12 protein-coding genes are annotated in these 18,001 nt (G+C 67.4%); 7 read left to right on the top strand and 5 right to left on the bottom strand.

Going from position 1 to position 18,001, the window contains the following annotated elements:
* Window positions 1-24: 24 nt before the first annotated feature.
* Genes hpnC through ABD156_RS25960 form a run of 4 tightly spaced genes read left to right on the top strand, consistent with a single transcriptional unit; the run spans window position 25 to window position 5,743 of the window.
* Window positions 25-930 carry a squalene synthase HpnC gene (hpnC, locus tag ABD156_RS25975; protein WP_344278892.1) on the top strand — a complete coding sequence of 302 codons (906 nt, stop codon included), beginning with the start codon at window positions 25-27 and terminating at the stop codon, window positions 928-930.
* Window positions 931-942: 12 nt separating this feature from the next.
* Window positions 943-1,962 carry a polyprenyl synthetase family protein gene (locus tag ABD156_RS25970; RefSeq protein ID WP_344278889.1) on the top strand — a complete coding sequence of 340 codons (1,020 nt, stop codon included), beginning with the start codon at window positions 943-945 and terminating at the stop codon, window positions 1,960-1,962.
* On the top strand, window positions 1,962-3,722 hold the full coding sequence (locus ABD156_RS25965) for a 1-deoxy-D-xylulose-5-phosphate synthase (RefSeq protein ID WP_344278886.1): 1,761 nt from the start codon (window positions 1,962-1,964) through the stop codon (window positions 3,720-3,722). Before ABD156_RS25970 ends, ABD156_RS25965 begins: the two co-directional genes overlap by 1 nt.
* A complete protein-coding gene (locus ABD156_RS25960) occupies window positions 3,719-5,743 on the top strand; it encodes a prenyltransferase/squalene oxidase repeat-containing protein (protein ID WP_344278883.1) in 2,025 nt (674 codons plus the stop codon). Before ABD156_RS25965 ends, ABD156_RS25960 begins: the two co-directional genes overlap by 4 nt.
* On the opposite strand, the gene ABD156_RS25955 is transcribed toward ABD156_RS25960, so the two are convergent.
* Complete coding sequence (locus ABD156_RS25955) at window positions 5,657-6,406, bottom strand: SDR family NAD(P)-dependent oxidoreductase (protein WP_344278880.1); 750 nt, start codon at window positions 6,404-6,406, stop codon at window positions 5,657-5,659. The two genes, ABD156_RS25960 and ABD156_RS25955, sit on opposite strands and share 87 nt — an antisense overlap.
* A gap of 679 nt (window positions 6,407-7,085) precedes the next feature.
* Here ABD156_RS25955 and ABD156_RS25950 point away from each other — a divergent pair.
* Window positions 7,086-10,811, top strand: a complete 3,726-nt coding sequence (locus tag ABD156_RS25950; protein ID WP_344278877.1) for an ATP-binding protein — start codon at window positions 7,086-7,088, stop codon at window positions 10,809-10,811.
* 9 nt (window positions 10,812-10,820) lie between these two features.
* On the opposite strand, the gene ABD156_RS25945 is transcribed toward ABD156_RS25950, so the two are convergent.
* Both ABD156_RS25945 and ABD156_RS25940 read right to left on the bottom strand, forming a co-directional pair.
* On the bottom strand, window positions 10,821-12,014 hold the full coding sequence (locus ABD156_RS25945) for a cytochrome P450 (protein ID WP_344278874.1): 1,194 nt from the start codon (window positions 12,012-12,014) through the stop codon (window positions 10,821-10,823).
* Window positions 12,015-12,294: 280 nt separating this feature from the next.
* Window positions 12,295-13,914, bottom strand: a complete 1,620-nt coding sequence (locus ABD156_RS25940) for an FAD-binding protein (RefSeq protein WP_344278993.1) — start codon at window positions 13,912-13,914, stop codon at window positions 12,295-12,297.
* Window positions 13,915-14,044: 130 nt separating this feature from the next.
* Between ABD156_RS25940 and ABD156_RS25935 the strand changes: the two genes are divergently transcribed.
* A complete protein-coding gene (locus ABD156_RS25935; protein ID WP_344278871.1) occupies window positions 14,045-15,271 on the top strand; it encodes a YncE family protein in 1,227 nt (408 codons plus the stop codon).
* A gap of 9 nt (window positions 15,272-15,280) precedes the next feature.
* Entirely contained in the window at window positions 15,281-15,610 is a 330-nt protein-coding gene (locus ABD156_RS25930; RefSeq protein ID WP_344278868.1) for a hypothetical protein, read from the top strand.
* A gap of 15 nt (window positions 15,611-15,625) precedes the next feature.
* Here ABD156_RS25930 and ABD156_RS25925 read toward each other — a convergent pair whose 3' ends face one another.
* Together ABD156_RS25925 and ABD156_RS25920 are read right to left on the bottom strand one after the other, a co-directional pair.
* Window positions 15,626-16,690: an NAD-dependent epimerase/dehydratase family protein gene (locus ABD156_RS25925; protein ID WP_344278865.1), complete on the bottom strand. Its 1,065-nt coding sequence runs from the start codon at window positions 16,688-16,690 to the stop codon at window positions 15,626-15,628.
* A gap of 85 nt (window positions 16,691-16,775) precedes the next feature.
* Window positions 16,776-17,699, bottom strand: a complete 924-nt coding sequence (locus tag ABD156_RS25920) for a cytochrome P450 (protein ID WP_344278862.1) — start codon at window positions 17,697-17,699, stop codon at window positions 16,776-16,778.
* Window positions 17,700-18,001 lie beyond the last annotated feature (302 nt).

Here is an 18,001-nt window from a genome sequence, read left to right as displayed (position 1 = left end):
GCGATGTCCTGTCACAGAGTGCGGATGAGTCGGAGGTGGTCGCTGGTGGAGCAGGTCGCCGCAACTGGTCCGGCCACGCCCGGCGGCTGGCGCTGGGACGAGCGATGTCGGCGCGCGAAGGCCAGGCAGGAGAACTTCCCGGTAGCGCTCGGAGTTCTGCCGCGAGCTATCAGGCGCGACCTGATGGCGCTCTACGGCTTCGCGCGACTGGTCGACGATCTCGGTGACGAGGCCGACGGGGATCGACAGGCGCTGTTGCGCGCCGCGAGGGCGGAACTGGATCTGGTGTACCGGGGTGTGCCCGAATCCGAAGTCTTCCGGTCGCTGCAGAGCCTGGTCCGCCGCCGGTCGGTGCCCCGGGAGCCGTTCGACAGACTGATCGAGGCCAACGTCCGTGACCAGCACATCTCGCGCTACAAGACTATGTCGGAGCTGCGGGAATACTGCTGTCTGTCGGCGAATCCGATCGGCCGGGTCGTCTTGCACATCGCCAGGGCGGCCACCCCGGACCGGCTCGTGCTGTCCGACCGGGTGTGCACCGCATTGCAACTCCTCGAGCATCTTCAGGACTTGGCTGAGGATTACGGCCGGGGCCGGATCTACCTTCCGGCCGAGGACCTCGCACGGTTCGGCATCGCGGATACGGACTTGGCTGGGCCGGTTACTGCGGAACTTCGTGCTTTGGTGTCCTACGAGACCGACGGGGCGCTCGAGTTGCTCGCGGCTGGCGCTGACCTCGTGCAGGACTTGCACGGCTGGGCGCGAGTGGCGGTCGCCGGATACGTGGCGGGGGGCCACGCGACAGCGAAGGCGCTGCGGCGAAGCGGTTTCGACGTGTTCACCGCGCCAGTGCGGCCGAAGAAGCCGGTCATCGCGACCGAATTCATCCGGCTGTCGGCCGGTCGGGCTCGATGGTCGACGACAGCTTGAAAGGCGTGCTACATGAGTATTCCCACCTCGTCCGTCCCCGCCTCCGTGCTGCAGGCGCGAGACATCGTGACGCCCGCGATGCGCGCTGCAGTTGGTCGGCTTTGCCCGGACATGGCGCGCATCGCCAGTTACCACCATGGATGGACGGACGAGTTCGGTATTCCTGCGTCGGGGAGCGGCAAGTCGTTGCGGCCGGCGCTCGTTCTGTTGTCGGCGCAGGCGACGGGCGCCCCGGCGGAGGAGGCAGTACCGGCCGCTGTCGCGGTCGAGTTCGTGCACAACTTCTCCCTGTTGCACGACGACATCATGGACGCGGATCAAGAGCGGCGGCACCGGCCGACTGCCTGGACAGTTTTCGGCCGGTCAGCCGCGATTCTCGCGGGGGACGCCCTTCTTATCGAGGCCGCCGCGATTCTCGCCGAGCAGCCCAGGGGCGGCGGTGCGGCGGCGGCTCGGCTCATGTCCGACACGCAGCGGTTGATCACGGGGCAAGCCGCTGATCTGGAATTCGAACGACGCGGCGACGTGACTCTGTCCGAATGCCTTGCCATGGTCGCGAACAAGACCGGCGCACTGTTCGCGAGTGCGTGCGCGGTCGGCGCGATTCTCGTGGAGGCACCCGCTGCGGTTGTCCGCGGCTTGACCGGGTTTGGCGAACACCTCGGCTTGGCGTTCCAGTTGGTCGATGACCTGCTCGGGATCTGGGGAGACCCGCGGCGGACCGGTAAGCCCGTGCTCGCCGACCTGCGTTCGCGCAAGAAGTCGGTGCCGGTGGTCGTAGCGCTTACGGCCGGCACCGGTGCGTCAGCCCGGCTCGCCGAGCTCTACTTCGACCCGGTGCCGCTGCCGGAAAGCGAGCTGGCCGAGGCAGCCACGCTGATCGAGGAAGCGGGCGGCCGGGCCTGGACCGAGGCTGAAGCGGCCCGGCACCTCGCGGCCGCGCTCGATTGCCTCGATCGCCTGGCACTGCCCAGCGACGTGCTCGACAACTTCAGGGAGATCGCGTATTTCGTCACTGATCGGAGCTGGTGATGACTGCCGTTGCGCCGCGCTCCCTGCTCAACCACGTGACCTGTCCGGACGACCTGCGAGCGCTCAGCCTCCGTGACCTCGAAGATCTCGCTGCGGAGATCCGGCGATTCCTGGTCGCCTCGGTGAGCCGGACTGGCGGTCACCTCGGTCCGAACCTCGGGGTCGTCGAGCTGACCATCGCGCTGCACCGGGTCTTCGAGTCACCGGTCGACACTCTCCTCTGGGACACCGGCCACCAGGCATACGTGCACAAGCTGCTCACCGGCCGCCGGGCCGGATTCGGTGGACTGCGCCAGTCGGGCGGGCTTTCTGGATATCCGTGCCAGGCCGAATCGGTGCACGACGTGATCGAAAACTCGCACGCGTCGACCGCACTGTCCTATGCAGACGGTTTGGCGAAGGCACGTGCGCTCGCGAAGGAGTCGTACCGGTCGGTTGTCGCGGTGGTCGGTGACGGAGCTCTCACCGGCGGCATGAGCTGGGAGGCATTGAACAACATCGGCGGAAGCGGCCAGCCGGTGATCGTCGTGCTCAACGACAATGGCCGGTCCTACGACCCCACGGTCGGCGGGATCGCCGACCATCTGACCCGGCTGCGTACTGCGACGAGCGCGTCCCCGCTCTTCACTGCCCTGGGGTTCGCGTATCTCGGCCCAGTCGATGGCCACGATGTCGCGCAACTTGAACCGGCGCTGCGTCAGGCCCGCAACTTGCCGGGCCCGGTTGTCGTGCACTGCGTGACGACGAAGGGCATGGGCTTTCCCGCAGCCGAGGCACACGAGGCGGACCGGATGCACGCGGTCTCCCCGAGCGATGCCAGATACGCGCCGACTTGGACCTCGGCGTTCGGGGACGAGCTCGCAGCCATCGGTTTAGAGCGGGACGACGTCGTGGCGGTTACCGCGGCCATGCTTCGCCCGGTCGGCCTCGAGGCATTCTGGCGGGCTCACCCGGACCGCACTTTCGACGTGGGGATCGCCGAGCAGCACGCGGTCGCGTCCGCGGCCGGACTGGCGCTGGGCGGACTGCATCCCGTGGTCGCGGTCTATGCCGCCTTCCTCAACCGTGCCTTCGACCAGATTCTGATGGACGTCGCGCTGCACCGGCTCGGCGTGACGTTTGTCCTCGATCGCGCAGGGATCACCGGCGACGACGGCCCGAGCCACAACGGGATGTGGGACCTCTCGCTCCTGCAACTCGTGCCCGGGATCCGGATCGCGGCCCCCCGCGACGGCGCATCGCTGCGGACGGCTCTGCGAGAAGCGGTGAATGTCTCCGACGCGCCTACCGTGCTCCGTTTCCCCAAAGCGCCGCTCGAACCGGACATTCCGAGCTTCGGGCGGGCCGGACTGGCAGATCTGCTGCGGATCGGTCGGCGCGCGGATGTGCTGGTGGTGTCCGTCGGTGCTACCGCGCCGGCTTGCCTCGAGCTGGCGGCAGGCCTCGGTGCCGCAGGCCGGGACGTCACGGTGGTCGACCCGAGGTGGGTGATTCCGGTCGACGACGTGCTCGTCGAGCTGGCGGGGGAGCACGCCGCGGTGGTGACAGTCGAGGACAACGGCGCGCAGAGCGGTATCGGCGGCGCTGTCGGTCAGGCGATGCGCCGGGCCGGAGTTGCGACCCCGCTGTACGAGTTTGCGATACCGCAGCGGTTCCAGCCAGTCGCCAAACGTGCGGCTTTGCTGAGCGCGCTGGGGTTGGACGGGCCTGGGCTGACCGAATCGGTGCTCCGCAGCCTCGGGCATGACGAGCTGCGATGAGTGTTCGCCGCGCAGCGCGTGCCGCGCTCGGAAACTTGCTGGCACGGCAGTTCGACGACGGTAGGTGGGAAGGCGAAATGGCCTGGAACACCATGCTGCTGTCCCAGTATCTTCTGACCCACCGGATGCTTCGGGTGCCGCTGTCTGCCTCGGACATCACCGCGGCGCGCCGGCACTACGAGGTGACCCAGTTGCCGGATGGCGCCTGGCCGGTCCATTCAGAGGGGCCGGGTTCGGCCTACGTCACCACACTCGCATACGTGGCGCTGCGCGCACTGGACGTGCCTCCGGACGACCCGCTGACCGGCACGGCCCGGACCTGGCTCGGCAGTCAGCCTGGCGGAGTGCTCGCCCTGCCCGCATGGGGCCGGATGTGGCTGGCCATGCTCGGCTTGTACGACTACCGGGGCATCAACTCGATCCCGCCCGAGCTGACCATCTTGCCCGGTACGTTCCCGCTGCACCCGGATCAGCTTTACTGTCACACCCGGTTCGTGTATCTCGGGCTTGCTTGTTTGTACGGGCGCCGGGCTGTCTTCGGGCTGGAGGAGCAACTCATCGGCGAACTGCGCCAGGAGCTGTTCGACGGCTACGGGTCGATTGATTTCGCTGCGGCAAGGACTGTGCTGTGCGGATCGGACCTGGTGCTTCGGCCGCACCTGGTCCTGCGCGTGTTGTACGGGCTCCTGGCCAGCTATGAAAGGGCTCCGCTGCGCTGGCTGCGGCGGCGTGCGTTGGCGGTCTGCTCGGCAAAGCTCCGCGCCGAGCTGTCGGCTTCGCGGGGGCACGGCATTTCGCCCGTCAGCGCACTCCTCGCGATTCTCGTGGCGGCGCACGAGGGAAGACCCCATCAGGAGATCGTCGCCTCTCTGCGTGCGCTGGACGCGTGGCGGTGGCTTGACGATGAGGAAGGGCTGCGGATCGCTGGCGCACGTTCGTCGGCTTGGGACACGGCCTTCGTATTGCGTGCCCTGTTGGCGTCTAAGCCGTCGACAAGCGCAGCCGGCGCTGGCCGCGCCTATCAGTGGCTGTGTGCGGCGCAGCAAACGGACGAGCTTGCACCGGACACCGCAGCGGGCCGGGACGCGGTTCTGGGCGGCTGGTGCTTCTCGGACGGTTCCCACCGATGGGCTGTTTCGGACTGCACCGCTGAGGCACTGTCGTCGATCCTGATGGCACACGACTGTCCGGAATGGGCGGGCGAGCTGGGCGACCAGCTTCCGGCCGCACGCGTCCGGCAGGCTGTCGATTTCGTGCTCGCCCGGCAAAATCCCGACGGCGGCTTCGGAACCTACGAGCGGATGCGCTCGCCACAATGGACGAATCGGTTGAATCCTTCCGAAATGTACCTCGACTGCATGACCGAACGGTCGCATGTCGAGTGCTCAGCGTCGTGCGTCGCCGCATTGGCCCGGTTCGCGGCGAGGGACTCCGGCCACCGCCACGACGCGGTCGCTGCGTCGATCCGCCGGGGTGTGTCGTTCCTGCGCGCCCGCCAGCGGCCAGACGGTGCCTACCCCGCGTCGTGGGGGATCCATTTCACCTACTCCGCCTTCTTCGTCGTGGAGGCGTTGTCCGCAGCTGGGGTGCCGTCCAGCGACCGCGCGATCGCCGGCCTGGTCCGCTGGCTCGAAACCCGGCAGAAGCCGGACGGCAGCTGGGGGGAGCACTACGAGAGCTGTCTGACCGGGGAGTACGTCGAGCACCCCGAGGGCCAAGCTGCAATGACGGCCTGGGCGGTCCTGGCGCTCATCGGAGGGGGCGGGCCGCAGGCGGCGATCGACCGCGGACTCCGCTTTCTCGCGGATCTGCAGCAGCCCGACGGCAGCTGGCCGCAACAGGCGTCGTCCGGCGTGTTCTTCGGCAGCGCGGTGCTGGACTACCGGCTGTATCGGCAGGTGTTCCCGGCCTGGGCGCTGGGGGAGGGCACGCGCCTAACCAGCGGACCAGCCGCCGTCGGCGGGCAGGATGACCCCGTTGACGTTGGCCGCCGCGTCGCTGGCGAGGAAATGCACGACTGAAGCGATCCGGTCCGGCTCGACCGGGGTGCCCGCGGCACGCAAGGACGGCTCTAGCCGGGCTACCCCTTCCGGATCGGGGGGTCGGGACATGATGTTCGTCCGAACCGCACCCGGACACACTGCGTTGCAGCGGATCCCGTCTTGGGCGTAGAGAAACGCAGTGGACTTCGTGAGTCCGACGAGTCCGTGCTTCGCGGCGGTGTAAGCCGGTCCGCCGGCGTTTCCGCGCAAGCCGGACTCGGATGCCACATTCACGAGTACCCCGCTCCGATGCGCGATCATGCTCGGCAGCAGGGCGCGGCTTGCCAGGAACGGGCCAGTGAGGTTGACGGCCAGTGTGTGCTGCCAGGTCGGCGTGCTCATTGCGTGTGGAAGCGAGAAGTCGTCGCAGACACCGGCGTTGTTGACCAGGACGTCTACCCGCCCGTAGGCGGTCAGCACCACATCGGCCATCGCCGCGACAGACGCTTCGTCCGAGACGTCGACCAGCGCGGCCACCGTACGAGGGCCGCCGTCGAGTTCGCGCGCGGTCGCGTTCGCCGCGTCGAGGTCAAGGTCGGCCACGACTACGACGTCGCCGCCTTTCGCGAAGCGTTTGGCTATCGCGCGGCCGATCCCCGAGCCAGCGCCCGTGACGACGACGATGCGCGCGGGTCCGTCCATCTGGTCTCCTTTGTTCTCCGGATTCTGTCCTGCTGGCGTGGTTCACCGTGAGGCATTCGGGTGAAGAAATTTCACCAAGGAATGCGTTTATTCATCACCAACCGTTGGGCGGCAAGGTAACTTTTGCGCATTGCTTCACTGCTTCGGTAGTCGAAAAATGATGCGGGACGGCACTGGTGAGTGGTGCGCGGAGTCATCGAGAACAACTTTGTTGTGAATGCGGAAATGTGAATAATTGAGGGCTGCCCCAGTAGGGTTGAAATGCGTGGCCTCGGCGACTCGGGCGGATATTGGCCAGTCGAGCCGTGCTGACCCTGGGTTGACGTCGGGGCGTCCGCCGACAACGAGCGTCGATGCCCCGGTCTGAGGCATCCTGGGTGATCGGCTGCAAGCTGGCCGCGGCACCGTGAAGAACCGTGCTGGGCGACCGGCTGGCACAGAATTCGAGAACTTCCCGGATGGCGCGTAGGCAGCTTTCAATACCCGTTTCAGCGCCAGACCGCCGTTGCCGGATTTTGATGCGGGACCGGCTTGGCTCCGACCGCGTCGAGGGGGCCGTCGGGCGAACGAGAAATGAGTGATCTTGTTCTTCGAAAGGGTGCGGCGGTGTCGTTGGCCTGGTGCCGCCGTGCCCTCTACGATCAGCTTCTCTTGACGGCGTGGAACGAAGGTGAGAACGGTGGCTGCGGAGGTGCATGCGGGCGGGCCGCTGCGGGTGGAACTGCTCGGCAGGGTCCGCGCGTGGCAGGGCGACACCGAGGTCGACCTCGGCGCCCCGCGGCAGCGGGCAGTCTTCGCCGCACTCGCCGCCCGGGCGAACCAGATCGTGGCCAAAAGCGAGATCATGGACGGGCTGTGGGGCGACACTTCGCCCGCCAGCGCGGAGAGCATCCTCTACACCTACATCTCGAAACTTCGGATCGCGCTGAACCCGGGCCGGTCGAAACGGTCGACCGACGGTGTCCTGGTATCGATCGGCTCCGGGTACAGCTTGCGGCTCGACCGGGACTGTCTCGACATTCATCGCTTCGACCAGCTCCGCGAGGAAGCCCAAGCGGAATGGGACAAGGGCAGCGCCGACCGCAGCGTCGCGCACCTGACCGAGGCGCTCGCGCTGTGGCACGGAGAGGCGCTCGCCGGACTCACCGGGCCGCTGGCCGAGTTGCAGCGGGCTCGCCTGGAAGAACTGCGGATGGTGACCCGCGAGCGGCGCATCGAGCGCCTGATCGCAATGGGCCGGGCGACTGAGACGATCCCTGAGCTGGCGGACCTGGTCGCTCAGCATCCGCTTCGCGAAGGACTGCGTGTCCTTCAGATGCAGGCGCTGTACTTCGCCGACCGGCGGGCGGAAGCTCTTCAGGTCTTCCACGACGCGCGTGCACTGCTGATCGACGAACTCGGGATCGAGCCGTCGGTGGCGCTGCGAAATGTCCACGAGCAGGTCCTCGGGAACTTGCTCGCCGTGGCCGCCCCCGCGGGTGCTGGAGCGGCCACGCAACCGAGGCGCCGGCCACCGAAGGGCGGCCGCGATCACGGAGTGCGGCCGCCGGTGAACAGCGGGCTCCCTGCCGCGCCCCAGCGCAAGCACGTCGGACGCACCAGCGAGCTCAGCTTCATCCGGACCGCGCTGGGCCATCTTACGGCCGGCCGCGGCGGAGTGGTCTGGATCGACGGCGAGCCGGGCATCGGCAAATCTGCGCTGCTGGCGGCGGCGTTGCAGGACGTGCCGACGTCTGAGGACGGGGTCGCCTGGGGTTCCTGCGACGAGATCAGCCAGCGGGTCCCGCTGGGCGTCCTGCTCGATTGCCTGGGAATCACGACCGACTCGGCAGATCCTCGTCGCGCCGAAACCGCGCGAGCACTGCGTGAGGATGTGCCGCGGCCGGGTGCGTGGTATGCGAGCGACCCGGTTCTGGCAGCCGTCGACCAGGTGCTGAGCCTGGTCGACGTGCTGTGCGCGGATGCGCCGCTGATTCTCGTGCTTGACGACGTGCAATGGGCGGACGACGTCAGTCTGCTCGCCTGGCGGCGTCTGCTCCGGGTCACGAGCCAGGCTCCGCTCCTGTTGATCGCCGCGGCGCGACCGGTGCCCGCTCGGGTCGAGGTCGACCGGCTGAGGGAGGCGGTCGATCAAGCGGGCGGGACCCTTCTGCCGCTCGGTCCGCTGCCTGAGGCGTCGGTCCGTGAGCTGGTCACCCACCTCCTCAAGGCGCGGCCAGGCCCGCGGTTGCGGCGACTGGTGGGTCGTGCTGGCGGTAACCCGCTGTACTTCCGTCAAGTGGTCGAGACCTTGATCGAGGACGGAGCCGTGACGACCGAGGCCGGTGTCGCGGACATCGACGAGGCCACCCTGGACAACGTGCCCGCGACAATCGCGTCGGCCATCTGGCGAAAGCTGAACTTCCTGGACCCGGACACCCGCGAGGTGCTGCAGTGGGCTGCGATGCTCGGGGTCGACTTCGCGCTCAGCGAACTGTCCGTGGTGACCGGCAAGCCCGCGTCGCAGCTGATGCCCACGATCGTCGAGGCGCTGACCGCCGGGGTGCTGGCCGCGGCCGGGTACCGGTTCGCGTTCCGGCACTCCCTGCTGCGGCACTCGCTCTACGAATCTCTTCCGGCGGCGTTGCGGCTCGCTTTGCACCGGCAAGCGGCCGAAGCGCTGGCGGCGGCCGGTTCCCCGGTCGAGCGAGTGGTCGAGCAGCTGCTCGCGACACCTGCGGAGCCGGATGCGTGGGTCGCCCACTGGCTGATCACGAACACCGATGCCATCGCCAAGCGATCTCCCGGCACGGCGGTTGACCTGTTGCGCGCCGCGCTGGGCAAAGAGGGGATGGAAACCGCGATCGGCCAGTCCCTTGGCGTCCGGCTCGTCCAGCTTCTCTTCTGGCTCGGCCGGGATCCGACGGAGGAAGCCCGCGCCATCGTCGAGGTGACCAGCGACCCCGCCGTCGCTGCTGAGATGCGGTGGCTGCTCGCCTATATCGACTACCGCAGAGGCGACGTCTCGGCCGCCGCGCTCGCGCTCGAAGACGTGACGCGGGCGCTGGGCGTGCCCTTGCAATGGCGCGCACGGTGCGAGGCGCTGCTCGCGATGGTCCAACGAGCCGGGCAGGGCGACCTGGTCGCTGCCGAGGTCACCGCGACGAGCGCCCTCCAGCACGCGACGGACGTCAACGACGTGTTCGCGATGGCCTACGCGCTCGAGGTCCTCTGGCAGGTCGAGTCGGTACGGCGGAACCACCGTGCCGCGCTCGACTACGTGGACCGGTCCCTCGACGCAGTGGCCGGCAGCGCCGAGTACGCCGACCTCCAATTGAGCCTGCTCGACAACCGCATCCTTTCGCTGCAGAACCTCGACCGGCTGGACGACGCGGGCGAGGTGCTGACCGCGGCGCAGGACATGGTCGTCCGCCGTTCGTCGCCGGGCGGAATGCATATCACCGCCGCGACTCACTACTACTGGATTGGCCAATGGGACGACGTGCTCGTCGAACTCGCGGCCGCGGTCGACGACGGGCTTGAACGCACGTTCTTCGGCACCCGCGACCGAAGCCCGATCCGCCAGCTGTACGGCGTCGGCGCGCTCATCGCGGGACGGCGGGGGGTTATCGCCGACATGGCCGCCTATCTGGAGGAAGCCGAGCAATATCAGCAGACGACCGTCGCGAACCGGGAAAGCGGTGACTTTCTGCTCGCCGCCGAGGCTCTGGCGGCTGAGCAGCGCGGAGACGTCGCAGGGGCGTTGGAGCTGCTCGCGCCAGTGCTGAACCGCGAGTACGCGCAGATGATGCTCCGTCACCAGTGGCTCCCGACCATCGTCCGGCTCGCGTTGGAAATCGGGGACGCGGATCGCGCTCAGTCGGCGCTTGCCGTCGCAGGCAAGGAAGCGGCGATGGAGTCGACACCTGCACGCGCGTGGTGTGCCGAGGCGTGGTGCCGCGGGCTGATCGACGGCAGCCCAGAGCCGTTGATCGAGGCGGCGGCGCGGTACCGGAGCGTCGGTCGCCGGATCGAGCTGGCCGCGGTGCTGGAGGACATCGCGGTCGTGCACGGTCAGCGAGGCGACATCATCGCCGCCGAGCACGCGTTTCGCGAGGCCCGGGCCATTTTCACTCAGCTCAGGGCGGCATGGGACATCAGCCGCGGCGAGGCGCGGGTCCAGCAGTACGGGATTCGCCGGGTGATCCTGCCTGCCGAAGGGCGCTCCGACGCGGAGCTCGTCCTGGCGCCGATCGAGTTCTCGATCGCCGAGCTCATCGCGGCCGGCTTCGCGAATCCCGCAATCGCCGCGCAGCTGCGCATTCCGCGGCTGGCGGTCCAGAACCATGTCGCTCGCATCATGGAGAAGCTCGAAGTGGACTCCCGGAACGGGATCGCGCACTGGGTACTCACCCGCTCCGGCTGAACCGCCTCCTCACCAGGTGACCGGGATGTGCTTGAGGCCCCGCATCAGCGCTTCCGTTCGCCACTCGAGTTCGGACTCCGGAATGGCCAGCCGCAGGCCGGGCATCCGGCGGACGATCGTGCTCAGACCGACTTGCAGGACCATCCGCGCGATGCCGGTGCCGAGGCACCGGTGCACGCCGCTGCCGAAAGCGAGGTGTGGTTTGCGTTCGACATTCAGGTTCAGGCTGCCCGGGTCCTGGTACACCGTTTCGTCTTTGTTGGCGGCTATCAACGAGGCCAGGACCTGTTCGCCGGCACGGATCAGGGTGCCGCCGATCACGACGTCCTCCGTGGCATACCGGGCGAACAGCGAAGCGGAGCTCATCGGGCAGAACCGGAGCAGCTCTTCGACTGCTCGCTTGATCATCGACGGGTTCATCCACAGATGGTCCATCTGCTCTGGATTGTGGAGCAGCGCGAAGAAGAAGCTGGCCAGCTCATTCGCGGTCGTCTCATAGCTGGCCGCGAGCTGGCCGGCCGCGATCTGGGCGATTTCGTGCTCGGTCATCTGATCGCTGTCGGAAGCTTGGACCAGGGCGGTGAGGGCGTCGTCTTGGGGTTCTTTGCGCCGTTGAGCGATGACACCGGCGAGGTAGTCCCACAGTTGCTGGAGATACTCGCCGATCTGTTCGGGGGTCAGCCGCGTCGTCGTGGTCACCGCTTCGGCGAGTTCGGCGAAGTAGGCCCGATCGTCCGTCGGCAGCCCGAACATCTCCGAGATCACCACGACTGGGAGCGGTCGCGTGAACCCTTCTACGAGATCGGCCGGTCGCGGCCCGGCGAGCAGGGTGTCGATGAGGTCGTCGGCGAGTTCGACGGCGCGCGGGCGCAGCTGCTCGGTCCGTCGCGGGGTGAATGCCGACGCGACGATCTGGCGGATGCGCGTGTGCGCGGGCGGGTCCATGTCGAGCATTCCCATTTCGAGGTGTCCCGGGTACATCCGGGGCTCGTCGTTGGCGATGGCGAGTTCGCGGCTGAATCGCGTGTCCGTGAGGATCTTGTGCACGTCCTCGTACTTCGTGGCCAGCCAGCCCTCCCGACCGTAGGGCAGCTTCACCCGAGCCAGGCCGGGCAGGGCCTGCATCTTCGCGTAGTCCGGGTGGAGGAGCAGCTGTTCCGGTTCTCCGAACGGATAGGAGAACACCTTCTCGGTGTCCGACATCGCATCCTCCGTGCTGAGTCCTGGCGGTGCCCCCGGTTCCGGCTGCGCCGGCCAGGAGAGCTCGCCGCCGCGCGCCGTTCTGGCAACCTTACTCCGCCCTACCCTGGGCGTTCCCGCGATGATTGGCCACTCGCTGCACCGAACAAGTGCCAATTTCTGCCAGGCCAGGAACCTTTGGGCAGACCTCATGTCAATGCCGCCGAATGCGGCCGCCGGACGTCGGGAGCGGGGCGGTAATCACCGGAAACTCGTAGCTGATGTCAAATGCTGCCGAGTGTTGTCAGCGCCGGTGTTTCCTGATGCTGGAGACGGCGTGCCGACCGGCCCGTCGTCCAGAGAAAACGCAGTCGGCAAGGGAGAGTCCGCTGACGTAAGAGTTCGAGCACATGCCGACCGCCGCGCGGCCGGCGGCGTACAGGCCGTCGATCACTCCGCCGCGCTGGCTCAGGACCAGTCCCGTTGTTTCCTCGACGACCAGGCCGCCGAGGGTGATCATTGTGCACGGGAAGAGGGGCGAATTCCGCAAAGAGAAATCGAAGACGTAAAACGGCCCGTGCTCGACCGGCCTGACGTAGTCCGGCGTTTTGCCCTCGGCGTCAGGGAGGCCGTTGCGGGCGGCGAAGTTGTATTCGTCGATCGTCTGGCGCAGGCGGGCGGGATCGATGCCGGCTTTGACGGCGACATCGGTGATCGTGTTCCCCCGGCGGCCGACAGTGAACAGGTAGTGCGCCTGGACGCGCTGGAACAGCACTGTCTGTTCTGCGAGCTCTCGCTTTGCTTGGCTGAGAATCTCCTTGTCGACCAGAAGATAGGCGTTGCCGCGATGCCGTTCGACTATCGCCTCGGCGACGGTCGACCCATAAAGGGTTTCGTCGCACACCCGCACGCCGCGGGCGTCGACGAGGACTCCGCGGCCGAGGGCTGTCGGCGGCATCACGAACCGCCACGCCGACACGCGGTCAAGGTGCGAGACCTCAGCGCCCAGCCGACGGCCCAGTGCGATTGCCGAGCCGTCGTCCGCGATCGTGCCGAGCGGCCGCCCGGGCACATACGCCGGCGCGTGGAGTCTCAGCATCGCCGGGTTGTGCACGAACCCGCCGGACGCCAGCACTACGCCGTGTCGCGCCCGGACCCGCCACGGACGTCCGGCCGTTTGCTCGATGACTTGGATCGGTGTGGTGACCAGCTTCGCGGCAGCGGGCGCGTAGCTCGTCAGCTTCCCGTGGTGACGGCCAAGCAGACGGTGGACTCGAGCGGTGCGCGGGGTCAGTGCACGGCACTCGACGCCGGCCACCCGGCCTCCCGCACGGATCAAGTCGACAGCGGTTGTTTCGGAGCGCATCCGAACGCCGAGCCGCTGCGCCGTGGTGGCGAGGTGTTCATGCAGAATCCGCCCTGTTCCGCCCTTTCCGACCACGCGGTGTCCGCGCGGCGACGGGGTTGCCTGGTCACGTCGCGCGAGTTCGTTGCCGGAGTAGTAGAGGTAGCGGCCGTCCGGGGGGTAGGAGGTTTTGAACGTGCAGAGGCTGCCGTCAAACGGCACTCCGCACTCCTTGAGCCACGCGATCTGGGCCGGGCTGGTCCGGCAGAACCGGCGAAGAGTCTCGTCGGAAACCGCCCCGCGGGTCTCGAACCGGAGGTAGTCGAACATCGCGTCGGCGGTGTCCTCGATTCCCGCGTCGATCTGCTCGTCCGTACCGCCGCCGGCATAGACGATGCCGCCGCTGAGGGCGGTCGCGCCGCCGCCGCGGAATCGGTCGAGGACGAGAACGTCGGCTCCCGCCGCCGCGGCCTCGATCGCGGCGCACGCTCCGGCCGCTCCGAAGCCGACCACCACGAGGTCCGCCTCGTCGTCCCAGCCATCGCCCATGCCGTCACTTAACGAGTGTCCACTGTGCAGTCCGGAGTCCGCCTGCGTAGCGGATGACCTTCGGGCAGCCGATTCTGCCCAAAGGTCACCGGTCCGATCTGCCGCGCAAAACGCTGCGCGAAAGCCGCGAAAATAAGCAAGCGAGCCCGGAGAGGACGATATGGCCGAAGAGTATCCGTACGCGTTTCACATCGCGTTGGACGGGAACGGGCTCAATGGGCTTGAGGGACGTGCAGGGGTTTGCGTTTTCCGCTACGACCCGCTCAGCGAGCGGTACGCCTACAAGATCGAGTATTACGACGGCGTCGCTGGCGGCCATGCAGTGTGCGTCAGCCCGGACAACGGCATCGGGTTCCTGGGCAACACCGGCCAGCAGTTGATGTTCTACGACGCGCGAACGCTCGACGAAGCCTGTCGGATGTCTGCGCTGCGATTCGAAGTGCCCGACTCGACGATCAAGAGCAGTACGCACGCCGTGTGGCTGGACCGCTGCACAGGAATCACGGCCATCGGCGACAGTTTCTGGCAGTTCGACTTGAACCGGCTGTCGGACACCGAACGCATCGGAGCGCACGGTGTGAAGTTGCCGCACGCGATCAAGCAGACCGCGTCGGGCCGATACCTCGTGTACGGCGGGATGGACCATCCGCGGCGAGGAGAAGCGTGCGAGGTCGGAGTATTCGACCTCGAGAACCGGACCAGCAGGCAGATCCCGTTGCCGACTACGTGCTGGCACGTCGCGACCCATCCCAGCGAAGACAAGTTCTATGCCATCTCGTTCCGCGTCGTCGCCCAAGAGGGACGGGACTGGCACGAATGGGCTATGGCGTACTTCAAGGAGTACGTCTACGAAATCGACGCTGCGACGGGAACCGTTCTGCGGCATTGGACTTGCGCCGCCGATACGCCGGCCCACATCAACTCCGACGTCTGCGTTTCCGATCGGGAGCTGATCTTCTGCAACGGCGGAAGCGGCACCATCGTCCTGCTCGACCTCGAAACCTTCTCCTCGTTCCGGGTGATCGACGAGAGGCCGGACCTGGGTGCGCAACTGAAGGCGTCGCGCCAGGCGCTGCGCCAGGTCGCGGACGCTTTCACCCGGGGATCGTTGATCCCCAGCAGCAAGCACTTCCTCGGGGCATTGCGGGTTTCCCGGGGTACGCTCATCGATTCGGTCTATGCGTGTCAGCTTTCGGCCGACCAGACGCTGCTGTTCACCGCCAACCGCGGGCTCAACACGATCACTGTCTACGACTACCCGTCAGCGGAAGTGCGGCTTAGAGTGGAAATGCCCGAGCTTCAGGAATTCGCGGACGGCCTGCCCGAGTGGGCTGATCCGCGGCTGGGATTTCACCATGCGACGCTGCTCAGTCCCCGTGCCGCTTAGGAGGCAGTCATGGCGAGGAATGATTCTCCCGAGGTCAAGGCGAGCAAGGATCGGGCCTGGCGCACCCTGGGGGACGCCGTGGTCCGTTCCGGCGAGATGCAGATGGCTGCGTGGGGCGTCTACGCGAACATCCTGGGCGAGCTCGCGCGGACTCGGCCGCCGGCCGCCGAAGTAGGGAAGACGTATTGGGACTTCAGCCGCGAGGTCGGATTCCGCTATATCGTCAATGTGGCCGCTTATTGCGTCGACGCGGTGACTGGCGCGGCGGAGCTGAAGCGGGATGAGCTGGTGCGGTTCACCGAGATGCTGCAAGACGCCGAGGACGCGCGAGCGAGTTGATGGCGAGGTCCGGGTTCAGTCGGCGAGCGGCCGCGGCGTGAGCTCGCGCGCTTCGAGGACTGAGGGATCCAGCCGGAAGGTTGAACGGGCGAAGCGAGGCACGTGGGGGCTGGTCGACAGCCAGCCCAGCGCTTCGACCAGTGCGCGCCGGGCAGAACGAGGCTGGTAGCCGAGGCGCGCTAGCTTGTCGCTCGAATACCAGTAGTATTGCCCCATCGTGGCGGCTTCCGCCCGGGTCATGAGCGGCGTCGTTTCGGTCAGCTTTGCGGCGAGTTCGAGCGCGCTGGCGGCGAGATACGCCGACGTGTGCGTGGCGAAGGTGCGCGGTCCGGTGCCGCCGGTGAGTTCGGAGAGCAGCTCGTGAAAATGTTGCCAGGTCACGTTTTCTCCGCCCACGAGATATCGTTCCCCGGGCGTGCCCTTTTCAGCCAGCAGGACGTGGGCGTCGGCGACGTCTCGGACTGAGACTACATTGCACCCGCCGGCCGGGCTGGTGGTGCGCAGAGGGTTCAGCAGGTAGCCGACGATGAGCGCGTTGCTCGGAGTGAGCCGCCAGTCCGGCCCGCCGACCACCGCAGTGGGACATGCGATCACGACATCCAATCCGATGTCGGCACCGATGTGGCGGGCGGTCTCTTCCTGGGACAATTTGGAGGCGAAGTATTCGGGTCGCGAATCGTCCGGCGCGGATCGGTCTACTTCGGACCGGGTTTCCGGCAACAGTGACGATCCGCAGGTCACCGACGAAGAAGTCACGACGACGCGTTCGACGCCCAGTAAACGGGCGCACTTGAGCAACGCGGCGGTGCCGGCGACATTCGCTTCGGCCAACTCGCCGGGTGCCGCTGCGTAGGAGAACAGTCCGGCGCAGTGGATCAACGCTTGTGCGCCCGCCAAGGCGTTTGCCAAGGTTGCCTGGTCGTCCAGTTCGGTTTCGGCCAGTGCGGCATCGGCACCGGCGAGGCCGCGGCGATCGCTCGCGGGCCGGACGACGGCAGTGACCTGGTGGCCTTGTCTCGCCGCCGACCGAACGACCTGGGCTCCGATCAATCCGTTCGCGCCAGTGACCGCGATCCTCATCGGTGCTCCTTCAACCCGCGGCATTAGTGCTGTGTGCGTCTTCGGCAGGTTCTTCTTCGCAGCTTTATCGACGTGTGCACTCCGGTCAAGCGCGCAGGACGCGCACGTCCGAGATCTCCAGCAGGCCGTCGAGGTGCGCCTTGGCGCGGATCTGGGCCGGATCGACGCGCAGCCCATCCCGCCGGACAAGGTCCAGCACGCGCTCGGCCAGCGGCAGCACCAGATGCCGTCCCCAGCAGCGTTCGCTGTTGTGCCCGAACGGGAGGTAACCGGGATGAGCGTCCGGGTCGAGGTCGGCCCAGCGGTCCGGACGGAACTCGTCTGGCGCGTCCCAGTTTTCCGGGTCGCGGTGGCTGAGCAGCGGGAGCAGCAAGACATCGTCCGCGGGACCGATCCGCGAGTCCACCGCGGCGAATTCCGGCGAATGCCCTCGCAGCAGGCACCATGCTGGAGGCAGCAACCGTGCTGCCTCGTTGAGGACGTAGCCGGTCGGCAGGCCTGTGTGCTCGGACGAGCTCAGCCACAGGGCGTTCGTGACCAACGCAGCGACTGCGAAGCAGATCGGGCCGGCGACCCGCCGGTACAGGCACATGGCGAATCGGCGCTGCTGAAAGGTCTCCGCTTCCAGTGCCGCCCGGGCCAATGCGGAGAGTGGGACCTCGGGCGCGGGCCGGCCCCGCAATGCAGCCCCGGCGGCGACGGCCGACCAGGTGATCTTCGGCACCAATCTCAGCCGCCGGTCGAGCAGCATCCGGAACCGCCGCTGCTCGTGGCCGAACACCAAGTCCCGCAGGTAATTGTGCGGTGCGGCGGGCCAGGCTCCGGTGAGATCGGGCTGGCCGAGTGGCTTCTCGAGCGCGGCGCGCACATCCGTGCCGACCGCCCGCATCAGCGCGGACGATTCCGGGCGGGTGACCACCCGGCCGAGCACCGGTTTGAAGGTCGGCCGTTCCTCGGCGTTGGCCGGCCGGCTGCGCAGCAGCGCGTCCATCAGTTCAGCGCCGGCCACCCCGACTGTGTCCGGTCCCAGCCTGAAGAAAGCTTTCCCCCGATAGCGGTCGAGCAATTCTTGCAACCGCCGCGCGAATATCACTTCGCGTACCGTGCGCTGGCCTGAGTGAATAGTGATCGCGAACCCCTTTCTGATGCGGGGCGGCCAGCTCCGTTCGACGAGGGCCGGCCGCCCACTCCAGATCCGGCCCGTCAGAACCAGTAGGGCCAGATGTGGGACTTCAGGCTCCTGCCGGTCAGTGCATTGCGGGCGATACGCATGACCTTCATGGGAATACCTCCGAATTATCTCACGCGGAG

It is taken from the genome of Amycolatopsis albidoflavus, assembly GCF_039525725.1.
GTDB classification, from domain to species: domain Bacteria; phylum Actinomycetota; class Actinomycetes; order Mycobacteriales; family Pseudonocardiaceae; genus Amycolatopsis; species Amycolatopsis albidoflava.
Note: the sequence above shows the minus strand (reverse complement) of the source record. Positions and strands in the feature narration are given on the sequence as shown.